Raw genomic sequence first — 12,295 nt, forward strand, 5'->3', positions numbered from 1 at the left:
CCTCGACGGTGATGTCGTCGAGGGGCCGGGGCATCATGCGCGCTGCGGTGCCTGCGCGTGGCGGCCGGTGGGCGCCGATCAGGCGGTGGCGGGCTGCTTCTCGCGGTCCGCGTCGGACTCGACGCCTGCCGTGGCCTCCGTGTCAACGTCAACGTCAGCGTCGGCAGCGTCCTGCGCCTCCTCGGCCTGGATGGCCTGGAAGGAGGTGCGTCGGGCGTCGTCGTACGCCGGCTGATCGAGGATCTTCTCGCGCTTGGAGACGATCACGGCGACCAGCGACTGGCCGGTGACGTTCAGGGCGGTGCGGCCCATGTCGAGGATCGGGTCGATCGCGAGCAGCAGGCCCACACCCTCGAGCGGGAGGCCCAGGGTGGACAGGGTGAGGGTGAGCATCACGGTCGCGCCGGTCATGCCGGCGGTCGCGGCCGAGCCCAGCACGGAGACCAGCACGATCAGCAGGTAGTCGGTGACGCCGAGCGGCACACCGTAGAAGTTCGCGACGAAGATTGCGGCCAGGGCCGGGTAGATCGCGGCGCAGCCGTCCATCTTGGTGGTCGCGCCCAGCGGCACGGCGAAGCTCGCGTAGTGGCGCGGCACGCCCATGCGCTCGGTGACGGACTGCGTCATCGGCATGGTGCCCAGCGAGGAGCGGGAGACGAAGCCGAGCGAGGTCGCGGGCCACACACCGCGGAAGAAGGAGCCGATCGAGAGGCCGTTGAGCTTCAGGAGCACCGGGTAGACGACCAGCAGCACGAGGAAGAGGCCGATGTACACGTCGGCGACGAAGACGCCGAGCTGACCGATCGCGTTCCAGCCGTAGCTGGCCACGGCGTTGCCGAGCAGGCCGACGGTGCCGATCGGGGCGAGGCGGATGACCCACCACAGCAGCTTCTGGACGATCTCCAGCGCGGAGCCGGTGACCTTCAGGAAGGGCTCGGCCTTCTCGCCGACGGAGAGCACCGCGATGCCCACGGCGATCGAGATGACCAGGATCTGCAGGGCGTTGAAGCTCAGCGAGACGGTGCCGTCGTCCCCGGCGCTTCCCTCGATGCCCAGGAAGTTCGTGGGGACGAGGCCGGTGAGGAAGTCCATCCAGCCGCCCTGGGTGTCCGAGGCCTGGGCGGCGTCCGCCGAGACGCCGGAGTTCGCGCCGGGGGAGGTCACGGCGCCGAGCGCGATACCGATCGACACGGCGATCAGCGACGTGATGGCGAACCAGAGCAGGGTCTTCCCGGCGAGCCGGGCGGCGTTGGTGACGCCGCGCAGGTTGGCGATCGAGGTGATGATCGCGAGGAAGATCAGTGGCGGGACCAGCGCTTTCAGCAGCGTCACGAAGATCGTGCCGATGGTGTTCAGCGCGGTGGTCAGCCAGTTCGCGCCGTCCGGGTTGGCGTCCGTGGCGGTGACGGGGCCGATCTGGGCCGCGACGAGGCCGAGGACCACGCCGAGGACGAGTCCGATCAGGACCTGCCAGCCGAAGGGGATGCGGACGATCGCGCGCAACGGGTTGCGCGTGCGCCGCGGTGTCGTGGGGGAGGAGGTGGTGGATGTGCTCACGGCAGGCGACGTTACGCGGACCTCGTCACGAGTTCAATCAAAACGCTATGCGGTCACATTAGGAGAACTAGGGGGTTTCGGGGAAGTCATCGGCGTTCCCGTCGGTCCTCGCCTCAGCAGGTGCATCGGCGGCCCTGCCGTCGTCGCGCGGTGACGCCATCGCGGCCCGCTCGGCGTCGGACGTCAGCACGCAGAACTGGTTGCCCTCGGGATCCGCCATGGTCAGCCATCCGGTGCCCGGGCCGTACTGGCCCCGATGGTCGGCGAGCGCCACGGCTCCCTGCTGCTCGAGCCAGAGGATCTCCTGCTCCTGCGGGCGCTCACGAGGGCGCACATCGAGGTGGATCCGCTTGGCCGGCAGCTCGTCGTCGGGGACCTCGAGGAACAGCAGCGTGTGCCCGGTCTCGGGATCGTGGATCGCGCACTCCTCGTGCCCGGGCAGGTTCGGATCCTCCGGGTCCATCGCGTAATCGAGGATGCGGAGCCACCACTGGGACAGGGCGAAGGCGTCGTGGCAGTCGATGCTGGTGTGGGAGTGGCGGACGCTCATGAGAGGAGTCTTCGGGAGTGCCGGTCGCAGGTCAACGGAATTGCCGCTGCGCGCTGTCGGTCGCGAGAGGTCGTGCTTCCGGAGGCGTGCTCAGGCGTCGTGCTCGCGGCGCCGTGCCAGCAGTCTCGTCCTCACGGTCTCGTCCGTTCGGCTGATGCTGACGTGGCCGGTCACAGACCTGCGGACGATGCATGCGGGGGCGGGCTGCTGACATCGTGGAGACATGGACGACCGACCTTCAGCGCATGACCCCGCTGTGCATGACCCCGCTGCACGCGACTCCGCCGCGCCGGCCGACGACGAGACGGCCCGCGCCGTCGTCGGCCCGCGCTCTGACGTCGAGGAAGATGCCGAAGAAGATTCCGAGGAGAACGCCGAGGACGAAGGCACCGAGGGCGACGTGGAGAAGCCCTTCGGCGCGCAGGAGCCCACCCGGTTCGCGTCGGACGTCGAGTACCGCGGCCGCGCCGACGGCCACGACTACCTGGTGCGCGTGCGCCACCGGCTCCTCGACTCCTCCTTCACGGTGGTCATCGACGGCGTCGAGCACGATCCGGCCGCGGAGGAGAAAGCACGGAAAGCGGCCCTGAAGGCGCACCAGAAGTCGGCGCAGGAGGGTGAGAAGGAGGCGGCCGCGCAGGAGGCCGAGCAGTCGGCACACCAGGACGCCGAGGAGGAGACAGGGACCGACGTCGACCCTCGCTCTGAGGCCGATGCGCGCGCCGACGCCGACACCGACGCTGACTCCGGGTCCGACGCAGACTCCGATGCCCTGCAGTTCCGCCTCGAGGAGAGTTTCACCGTGGTGCGCTGCACGGTGCGTCGCCGAGTCATGGACGACGACGCCGCCGCCGACGAACGCGACGACGCCGCCGACGGGGACGGCGCCAAGACCGGCGCCGACGGCGACGACGGACGCGGTGACGAGGACGACCGAGAGGTTCCAGGCTTCACGGATGCCGAGGTGATCTCGGTGCACACCGCCGGGCTCGGCGGCGCCGGTGAGGTCGATGTGCGCCACGGTCTGGACAAGACGTTGCTCGTGCCCGCCGAGGACAGCCCGTCGGCCGTGCGCGATGAGAAGCGCATCGCGCATCCCGTCCGCTACGCAATGTTCTCCGCGCTGGCGAAGGCCGCCGGCTTCCTGATCCCGCTGCTCGGTGTCGGCGGCCTGTTCAGCGGCCTGTTCGATCCGGTGCAGGAGTGGGTGGAGGCCCGGGTGCGGCCCGTCGTCGACGCGATCTCCGAGGCCACCGAGCCTGTCCGCACCTGGTTCGGCGAGCTGGTGCGTCCGGTCGTGGAGTTCTTCGACGCGCTGTTCGCGCCGATCAGGTCGGCGATCGCCGCCGTGCTCCGCCCCATCGGGGAGGCCTGGAACTGGCTGACGGATCTGCTGTTCGGGTGGATCCCGGACTTCTCGCTGCCGTTCTCCGTGCCCGAGTGGGTCGTGGACGCCGCCCTCCCGGTGATCGTGGTGCTGATCGCGTTCCTGGTGACCTTCGGGAGCCTGCGCCATCGCCGCGAGAAGCTCGATGCGACGCGGGCCGCCACGCAGGCGCACGCCGGGAAGACCGCCGACGACGACGGGCCCGTGGAGGTCGGGGACACGGCAGACGGCACGGTGACCGCAGGCGCCCGGGCGACGGAGGACGGCGGGAGGACCCCGTGCACCGCGGGCGCGAGCACGCAGGAGACCACGAGCACACGCGAGAGCATGCAGGAGAACACGCAGGACACCGCGCAGGAGAACGGGGCTGATCGAGGAGATCCGACGCCCTCGGACCGGTCCTCCACAGAACCTGCTCGTCCCCAACGGTGAGGAAGGTCGGGCGCCTCAACTAGCCTGTACCGGTGGCCACAGCTCTGTACCGTCGTTATCGTCCCGAGTCCTTCGCCGAGGTGATCGGCCAGGACCACGTCACCACGCCCTTGCAGCGTGCGCTGCGCGCGGGCCGGATCGGTCACGCCTACCTGTTCTCCGGGCCGCGAGGCTGCGGCAAGACGACCTCGGCGCGCATCCTCGCGCGCTGCCTGAACTGCGCGGAAGGTCCCACGGACATCCCGTGCGGTCAGTGCGATTCCTGCCGCGACCTCGCCAACGGCGGCGCTGGCAGCCTCGACGTGGTCGAGATCGACGCCGCGAGCCACGGTGGTGTGGACGATGCTCGCGAGCTGCGGGAGCGCGCCTCCTTCGCGCCCGTGCGCGACCGCTACAAGGTGTTCATCATCGATGAGGCCCACATGGTGACCTCGGCCGGGTTCAACGCCCTGCTGAAGCTGGTGGAGGAGCCGCCGGACCACGTGAAGTTCGTCTTCGCGACCACCGAGCCGGACAAGGTCATCGGCACCATCCGCTCGCGCACCCACCACTACCCCTTCCGGCTGATCCCGCCGCAGGTGCTGGGCCCGTACCTCGAGGAGGTCTGCGTCGCCGAGGGCGTGAACGTCGGCGAGGGCGTGATGCCGCTGGTGGTGCGCGCAGGCGGTGGGTCCGCCCGTGACTCCATGTCGGTGCTGGACCAGCTCATGGCCGGCGCCGGCGAGGATGGTCTGGACTTCCCGACCGCGATCGCCCTGCTCGGCTTCACGGACACCGCGCTGCTGGACAGCGCCATCACGGCGGTCGCCGAGCGGGACGCCGGCGCGCTGTATGCCGCTGTCGAGCACGTGCTGGCGACCGGCCACGAGCCGCGCCGGTTCGTCGAGGACCTGCTCGAGCGAATGCGTGATCTGATCATCCTGGCGGCCGTCCCCGACCGCGGCCAGGATCTGCTGCCGCAGGTCCCTGCCGATGAGCTCGAGCGCATGGTCGGCCAGGCCGGCCGCTTCGAACCGGCGGATCTCTCGCAGTGCGGCGACCTGGTCCACGAGACGCTCTCCACGATGAGTGGGGCGACGTCGCCGCGACTGCACCTCGAGCTGCTCGCGGCGCGTCTGGTGCTGCGCGACGAGCGTGCCGCGCTGGCTGCCGCGGGTGACGGCGGCGCCCCGGCCGGGCGGAACCAGCCGGCTGGTGGGCAGCCGCCCGCGGGAGGTCGGCAGGGAGCGCCGGGTCGCGGCGCGCAGGCTCCCAGTGCAGGTGCGGGTGCTGCCGTCGGCGGCTCCTCCGGGCGCGAGGAGGCTCGACGCATCGCGCAGGAGAAGGTCGAATCCGCACGACAGTCTCGCGGCGGGCGCACGCCGGCCCCGACGGCGGAACGCCAGGGCCAGCCCCAGGCGCCCGACGGCCGGGCCGACGCCGCGACGTCCTCACAGGGTTGGGACACTCCGGTATCGCGCCCGGGAGGTGGCCCGTTGGAGCCGGGATCCGCCCCGCAGGCAGCTGCCCCGCAGGGCGCTTCCCCGCAGGGCGGCGGTCCGCAGAGCGGCGCCGCGCAGGAGCAGCCACCGGCCCCCCAGCAGACCGAGCAGCAGGCGGCCTCACAGCAGGCCGCGCCGCAGCACGCTGCGCCGCAGGCATCCGCCCCGCAGGGTGCTCCCGCCCCCGCTGCACCGGACGCCGGCGGAGCGCAGGGACTGAACGCGGATGCCGTGCGCGAGCACTGGTCCGCGATCCTCGACGAGCTCGCGCAGATCCGTCGTCCCAGCTGGGCGCTCGTCGGGCAGAACGGGCACGTGCACGGTTCCCAGGGCTCGACGCTCCTCATCGGGTTCCGCACCGAAGGCCTGGTCGCAGCGTTCCACCGGGGCACGGCAGCAGAGAACCTGGCCGATGCCGTGCGCCGGATCATGCACGTCGAGATCTCGGTCGACGCTGTCGTCGGAGAGGATCCGGGTCCCGGTGGCTCAGGGCCGGGTTCCTCAGGACCGGGCTCCTCCGGACCGGGATCGGCAGGACCAGGCTCGTCGGGACCAGGGACGTCCGGACCGGGTTCCTCGGGACTGGGGTCGTCGGGACCGGGGTCGTCGGGCCCCGGGGGCACGGCGGGCGGTGCTCCCCGCGGAGCCGGCGGCCCCCAGGACGGTGCTGGTCAGCAGGCTCCTAGCGGGTCGGGACAGTCCGGCTCGTGGGAGCAGGCCGTCGGACAGGACGGCTCGGGTGGCGGCGATGACGGTCGCGGCGCCGCAGGGCAGGGTGGTGCCGCTCCGAGCAGCGCGCCTGTTCCGTGGGGCGACGCCGTGGCCCAGATGGCACCGCCGGCCGGGGGAGCCGCCACGGCAGCCTCTGCGGCTCCTGCCGCGGCGCCGGAAGGCCCCGGCTCCGCCCTGTCCTCCGCTTCGGCACCCTCGGCTGCTGCCGCGCCGTCAGCCCCCACAGCCCCTGGTGGTGCGCCGGCGCCCGGTGGGCAGGCCCCGTCGGAGGAACCGCCCGCCTCGGCCGGCCAGCGCGCCGCAGATCGCGCGATGCAGGCCGCCGCACGAGCCTCGCGCGGGCGCGTGACCGCCCCCGGCGGTGCAGACCGCGTCGAGGAGTTCGCCCCGGAACCCGATGATCCGTACCCGCCGGATCCCGAGGATTCCTACCCGCCCGACGACTACTCAGCGCAGAGCGCACCGGTCGCTCGCCACGGGGGTGGCCCGCAGTCTCCGGCCTCGTCGCCGGAGCGCACCCCGCGCTGGTCCGATGCGCTTCAGCCCGGCACCGGACGCTCGGCCCCGGCTCCGCAGGCAACCTCCGCAGGGTCAGCCTCCGAATCAGCCCCTGCTCCGTCCGCGGGCACCGCTGATGCCGGCGAGATCCCCGTCGTCGACGACGACGGCCGCGACTCCCTGCCCGCCGACGAGCCCCGGACCTTCGGGCAGAACGCCCTGAAGCAGGCCATCGCGGAAGGCCGGGTCGTCCATTCACGAGTCCCCCGTCCCGACGCGACACCGGACGCACCGGCGAGCAGCACGGATCCGATCGACCCCCCGAACGGCCCCGACCAAGGGCTGGGCGGCACGTCCGGCCAGGAACAGGGGGAGGGACTCGCCGACTCCGCGGAGAGCGCGGTGGGTGGCCAGGCGCCCGAGGCACCCTCCGAGCAGCCTGCCTCCGCTGACTCGGCCTCCGAGTCCGCCTCCGGATCGGCCACTGCGCGCGCGGCCGCCTCCTGGGGCACGGCGACGGTCGCCGTTCCAGGCTCCGGGCAGTCCGGACCGTCCGGGCAGGACTCTTCTGGCCCGCACTTCTCGGGTCAGGACTCCTCCGGCCAGAATTCCACAGGTCAGGGCGGTCCGTCGGCGATTCCGACGGACGCAGTCCAGACCGGCACCGTCCAGACCGGCACCGCCCCGACCGGCGCCGCTCCGGCCGGCGCACCTGCCCGTAGCGGTGCGGCGCTGGTCCGCGAAGCAGCACAGGCCTCTCGCACAGCAGGGCTGCGCACCCGGGGGCACCAGGGAGGCCCCGAGGAGCCCCCGGTCGACGCCGATCCGACCGGCGGTGCGACGCGCGACGACGACGATGCCGTGGTCTCGAAGCGCAACGGCCGCGAGGTCATCGAGACCATCCTCGGCGGCAAGGTGCTCGAGGTCATCGACGAGACCGACAGGTACTGACCCCTCGCCTGACCTGGGTCGCGAAGGATCAGCGCGTGGGCCGCAACGGATCTGCACGCGGGCAGCGACGGACCAGCCCGTCGGTCGCGAAGGATCAGTCCGAGCGCGGCTCGAGCAGGCTGAACAGATCCGTGCGCAGGGACGAGGGGTTCGTGCCGGGCGTCGGCGGGGTCACGTAGAACTCCCAGAACGGGTACGTCATCTGTTCCTCGGACTCGCCGATCTCCTCGGTGAACGCACCCCAGCTCTCCGCCAGCGCTCCGTACCCGCCCACGTGGCTGACCCATGCCACGCGCCCGGCAGGCAGCGCTGAGGCGATGACCTCGTAGCCGCTGGCCAGAGTGATCGGCTCGGTGAGGGGAGCGTCGACCGGGAACCCGACCTCGACATCCGCGGTCGAGACCGGCGCCCGGTGGTGCAGCGCGAAAGCCGGCCCGATCGGGTGGATCCCTGCGTCCTCCAGGGCCGCGCTGAGGTGAGTGAAGGTGCCGTCCATCAAGGACGACATCTGGTACATCGGGAAGTCACGCTGGGACACCACCGCAGTGGGTATCTCCGGGGCGTCAGTCACCCGGCATGCGGTGGCCGGCTCGGCGGAGTCATAGGGATGCGGCAACGACGACATCGTGCAAAGTCCTGTTCAGAGTCGCGAACGGGCCGTGCATGATGCGACGGCCCGGGCTCGACCGTACCCCTCCAGCCCGGGTCTGACCAGTGCGGTCGCTGTGCACTTGCCGTGCAGGTCCGGCTGGCGGGCCCGCCGTCCAGATCCCGCAGCTGCGCCGGCCATCCAGGGTCCGCCGCGGGGCCCGACGGCAGGCTAGGGTCGACCCGTCACCGGGCGGCGGCGCCGACCTCCCGGTGCACCCCGGCCAGATCCAGCGCCAGCTCGCAGAACATGGAGTTGGACCAGGAGAACCACTCCCGCGTGAAGGTCGACGGATCATCGACGTGCACGCCCTCGTGCATCATCCCCGTACCGCCGTCGGTGCGGATGAGCTGCTCGAGGATCCGCAGCCGCTCGGCATCATCGGCCGAGGTGAGTCCCTCGATGTTCTTCCCGATCGGCCACACATGGTCCGTGGGGGTGTGCGGCGACCCCACGCCCTCGAGGTACAGCCCCGCGTAGTAGTACGGATTCTGCCGCGAGAGCACCGCGGCGCGGGTGGCGAGGTAGGTCGGGTCGTCGGCGGCGACGCAGTCCAGGTAGGGCAGGCCCAGCAGGCTGGGCACGTTCGCGTCATCGAGGAACACGTGATGGCCCAGGCCGTCGACCTCGTACGCCCAGATCTGCGTCCCGTCGGCCCCCTCGATCAGACCGTGCTGCTGGAGCGCCTCGCGGATCTCGGAGGAGAGCCGGCGCGCCTCCGCGGCGTCCTCCGCCTCGCCGGCGACCTCCTCGAGCAGATCCCCCAGCCGCTCCAGGGAGAGCGCCAGGAAGTGGTTGCCAGGGATGTTGTAGCCCAGCTCGCAGGCGTCGTCGCTGGGTCGGAACCCGGCCCAGACCAGGCCGTTCGGCGCGGTGAGCGAGCCGCGGCCCTCGCGCGCCAGGGTGTCCTGGGGTGTGCAGTTCGCGCGGCGGAAGAAGTACTCGGAGCGCTCCTCGTGGTGCTGCTCGGTGCGCACGGTGGCGAGGATCGTGCGGGCGGCGTCGACGAACTCCGCGGTCGCCCAGGTGGTGTCCCCGGTGGCCTTCCAGACCCGCCAGGCGAGATCCGGGCCGTAGGAGAGGGAGTCCAGCTCGAACTTCCGCTCCCATGCCCAGGGGCTGTCGAACTCCGTGTCGTCGCTGTCCCACTGGGAGGCATCCGCGGTGCGGTTGAAGGCGTTGGCGTACGGATCGATGACGATGTACTGCCAGTGGCGGCGCAGCAGGCCGGTCAGCAGGGCGACCAGCTGGGTGCGGTCCTCCCCGGTGCCGACCCCGGCGATGACCAGGCGCAGCAGCGGGGTGAGCTGGGCGGCGGAGTCCCGCAGCCACATCGCCGGGATGTCGCCGGTGATCACGAAGGTGGTGCCGTCCTCCTCGACATTCACCGTGGTCTCGGCGGTGTTGCGCAGGTAGGTCACCACCCGATGGGCGATCTCCTCGCGCTGGGCGGATTCGCCCAGGCCGCTGAGGATCCGCTCGTGCACGGCGTCGAGCAGGGAGGGGGGCAGCTGGACCATGGGGCTCCTCATCGCGATCGGCTGGTCGGCTCAGGGTAACCGAATATGTCATGGCGATGGACATATTGTGCGCAGTTCGGACGCCGACAGGCGCGAATCGCGACGCGACGTGCTCGGAGGCACGTCGGGGGAGGCGTCCTCGGTCGGGCGGGGCAACTACAGTTGAGGGCGTGTACGAAGGCATCGTCCAGGACCTCATCGACGAGCTCGGCAAGCTGCCGGGCATCGGCCCCAAGTCGGCTCAGCGGATCGCATTCCATCTGCTGGACGCCGACGACGCCTCTGTGCGCCGGCTCGCCGAGGTGCTGGTGACCGTCAAGGACACCGTGCGCTTCTGCGAGATCTGCGGGAACGTCTCGGCCGACGAGACCTGCAGGATCTGCGCGGACCCCCGTCGCACCAGCGAGATCATCTGCGTGGTCGAGGAGTCCAAGGACATCGTCGCGATCGAGAAGATCCGCGAGTTCAAGGGCCGCTATCACGTGCTCGGCGGGGCGATCGACCCGATCGGTGGCGTCGGCCCGAACGATCTGCGCATCACCCAGCTGATGAGCCGCCTGGGGTCGGGGGAGACCCAGGAGGTCATCCTCGCCCTGGACCCCAACATCGAGGGCGAGGCCACGGCCGCCTACCTCTCTCGGCTGCTCGGACCGCTCGAGCTCACCGTCAGCCGTCTCGCCTCCGGCCTGCCCGTCGGCGGCGACCTCGACTACGCCGACGAGATGACCCTCGGCCGGGCCTTCCTGGGCCGTCGCACCGTGTGAGAGTCGAGCTGGAGCCCCGATGACTTCCCCGTACTCGCAGGCCCTGCCGCCGCTGACCGACCTGCCGGCTCCCCGCGAGCTGCCCCGCGAGGCGACCCACCTGGTGCCCCCGGCAGAGATCATCGCCGACTCGAAGTCCGCGCTGCGTCGCCGCCTGCTGCGGATCTCCTGGGCCCCGGGACTGCTCCTCCTGGGCCTCTGGTACGTGCTGCTGGTCCTGTATGTCGTCGGCGCGTCGCCGACGTTCTGGTTCCTCACCCTCCTGGTCTCCCTCGGGGAGCCGGCGATGCTGCGGGCCACCACCGCCCAGCTCGGCTTGACCGGCGGTGGCCTCTGGGCGGCGTTCTTCCTGCTCCCGCTGTTCGCCACCGTGGTGAGCCTGGCCGTCACCGCACTGGCGCCGAGCGCGATCGCGGGCATGGATCCCCGGCGTCACCTCAGCGAACGCGGATTTCAAGCAGACGTCGCCACGCGGATCACCGCCTTCCTCCTGGGCCCGAGCGTCCTCGCCGTGGCGGCGCTGCCGCTCAGCGTCGCCGTCGGGCTCCCGCAGCCCTGGAGCGGACTGGGCGCGGGTCAGCTGATGGCCTGGACCCTGGCCGTCGGCGCACTCCTGCTGGCCTGGATCCTGGTGCGCCGCACGGTGAGCGCCCCGACGGTGCTGGGCATCGAACCGGCCGCAGCCCTGGAGACCACCGGGCGCCTGGACCGTGACCCCGTGACCCGGCGAGCCGCCGCCGCGCAGGTGCTCGGACAGGACCGTCGGCACCTGCCCCCGAACCCCGGCACCGCCGCCGCCCGGCGCGCCCTGACCCCGCGCGGCGCCCTGACCTCGCTGGCCCTCATCACCCGCGCCTCCCTGACCTGGGTGGCCCCTGCCGCCGCGGGCCTCGGCGTGATCATCTTCGGGATCGCCGACGTGGTCATCACCTTCAACGGTCTCCTGCAGAGCGATCTGGTCCAGGTGCGCTCCGCGCTGCACTGGCAGATGGTCGCCGTGGGCGTTCCGGTGCTCGCCCTCGTGGCCCTCGCCATGGCGTTCGCGCCCGGTCTCGCCGTGCTCGCCGCCGCGGGGCAGCGGAGCGCCGTGATCGACCAGCGCACCTACCCGTCGTGGGAGCACCGGAAGCGGGTGAACCCCTGGGAGTCGCTGGTCGTGGCGCTGACCGGCTGGTTCAGCGCCGCGCTGGCGCTGCTGGGACTGGTCCTGTTCGCCGTGGTCCTCGCGCTGCTCGGCGCCGCCACGGCGCTCGCCTGGGTGTGGATCGTGGTGGGCGGTCTGACGCTGATCCCGCTGCTGGGCGCCGGGGCGTCGGCCGCGATGCGCCGGGGCCTGCGCGATGTGCTCTACGGACCGGCCGGGGACTACATGCGGCGCGAGACCCCGTACTCGCTGGTCGCCCCCGACATCGGCACCCGCGCCCAGCGTGCCGAGGATCCGGCGGTGCGGGCCGAGCAGCGCCGGCGACTGCAGGCGCAGGGCGGCGACCATGCCCTGGCGATCTTCGACCTCGACGCCTCCGGGGAGCGGCTCTGGGTCGACGACAGCGCCCCGGGGGCGAAGGACACCGCCGTGCGGCAGGCGGAGCTCGCCGCCGGGACGCTGCCGGACTTCGGCGGCGAGGGCTCGCCGTTCACCCGCGGGGACGGATCCGGTGACGGGCAGCACGGGGCCGACGGACGGCACGGGGCCGACGGGCAGGGCGGTCGCCATGGGATCCCGGATTCGATGACCGGCCTGCGCGAGCGCTGAGCCGACGGCGCCCTCTGCGGG

Annotated in this window: 8 protein-coding genes; 4 read left to right on the forward strand and 4 right to left on the reverse strand. The window is 71.8% G+C overall.

Features of this window, described 5'->3' with window-relative positions; all coding sequences use genetic code 11:
• Positions 1–78 precede the first annotated feature (78 nt).
• Together ACT3UL_RS12340 and ACT3UL_RS12345 are read right to left on the reverse strand one after the other, a co-directional pair.
• Positions 79–1,557 (reverse strand): dicarboxylate/amino acid:cation symporter, encoded by a 1,479-nt coding sequence (locus tag ACT3UL_RS12340; RefSeq protein ID WP_444578535.1) that lies wholly within the window; start codon positions 1,555–1,557, stop codon positions 79–81.
• 67 nt (positions 1,558–1,624) lie between these two features.
• Complete coding sequence (locus tag ACT3UL_RS12345; protein WP_444578536.1) at positions 1,625–2,107, reverse strand: VOC family protein; 483 nt, start codon at positions 2,105–2,107, stop codon at positions 1,625–1,627.
• A gap of 223 nt (positions 2,108–2,330) precedes the next feature.
• Between ACT3UL_RS12345 and ACT3UL_RS12350 the strand changes: the two genes are divergently transcribed.
• The gene (locus ACT3UL_RS12350) at positions 2,331–3,926 is read left to right on the forward strand and encodes a hypothetical protein (RefSeq protein ID WP_444578537.1); all 1,596 of its coding nucleotides are present in this window, start codon (positions 2,331–2,333) and stop codon (positions 3,924–3,926) included.
• A gap of 32 nt (positions 3,927–3,958) precedes the next feature.
• A complete protein-coding gene (locus ACT3UL_RS12355) occupies positions 3,959–7,588 on the forward strand; it encodes a DNA polymerase III subunit gamma and tau (protein ID WP_444578538.1) in 3,630 nt (1,209 codons plus the stop codon).
• Between the two features lie 94 nt (positions 7,589–7,682).
• Here ACT3UL_RS12355 and ACT3UL_RS12360 read toward each other — a convergent pair whose 3' ends face one another.
• Together ACT3UL_RS12360 and ACT3UL_RS12365 are read right to left on the reverse strand one after the other, a co-directional pair.
• Positions 7,683–8,213 carry a transcriptional regulator gene (locus ACT3UL_RS12360; protein WP_193119162.1) on the reverse strand — a complete coding sequence of 177 codons (531 nt, stop codon included), beginning with the start codon at positions 8,211–8,213 and terminating at the stop codon, positions 7,683–7,685.
• A 209-nt stretch (positions 8,214–8,422) separates the two neighbouring features.
• A complete protein-coding gene (locus ACT3UL_RS12365; RefSeq protein ID WP_444578540.1) occupies positions 8,423–9,757 on the reverse strand; it encodes a glycoside hydrolase family 125 protein in 1,335 nt (444 codons plus the stop codon).
• 170 nt (positions 9,758–9,927) lie between these two features.
• On the opposite strand from ACT3UL_RS12365, the gene recR reads away from it, so the two are divergent.
• Together recR and ACT3UL_RS12375 are read left to right on the forward strand one after the other, a co-directional pair.
• Positions 9,928–10,521, forward strand: a complete 594-nt coding sequence (gene recR, locus ACT3UL_RS12370) for a recombination mediator RecR (RefSeq protein ID WP_193119164.1) — start codon at positions 9,928–9,930, stop codon at positions 10,519–10,521.
• Positions 10,522–10,540: 19 nt separating this feature from the next.
• The gene (locus tag ACT3UL_RS12375) at positions 10,541–12,274 is read left to right on the forward strand and encodes a hypothetical protein (RefSeq protein ID WP_444578541.1); all 1,734 of its coding nucleotides are present in this window, start codon (positions 10,541–10,543) and stop codon (positions 12,272–12,274) included.
• The last annotated feature ends 21 nt before the right edge of the window (positions 12,275–12,295 follow it).

This window comes from Brachybacterium sp. 107, assembly GCF_052379725.1.
GTDB lineage: Bacteria > Actinomycetota > Actinomycetes > Actinomycetales > Dermabacteraceae > Brachybacterium.

Bases quoted from the DNA above. Each gene is read 5' to 3' on its own strand.
- ACT3UL_RS12345 (WP_444578536.1), bottom strand. From the start codon at position 2,107: ATGAGCGTCCGCCACTCCCACACCAGCATCGACTGCCACGACGCCTTC.
- ACT3UL_RS12350 (WP_444578537.1), top strand. From the start codon at position 2,331: ATGGACGACCGACCTTCAGCGCATGACCCCGCTGTGCATGACCCCGCT.
- ACT3UL_RS12360 (WP_193119162.1), bottom strand. From the start codon at position 8,213: ATGTCGTCGTTGCCGCATCCCTATGACTCCGCCGAGCCGGCCACCGCA.
- ACT3UL_RS12365 (WP_444578540.1), bottom strand. From the start codon at position 9,757: ATGGTCCAGCTGCCCCCCTCCCTGCTCGACGCCGTGCACGAGCGGATC.
- ACT3UL_RS12375 (WP_444578541.1), top strand. From the start codon at position 10,541: ATGACTTCCCCGTACTCGCAGGCCCTGCCGCCGCTGACCGACCTGCCG.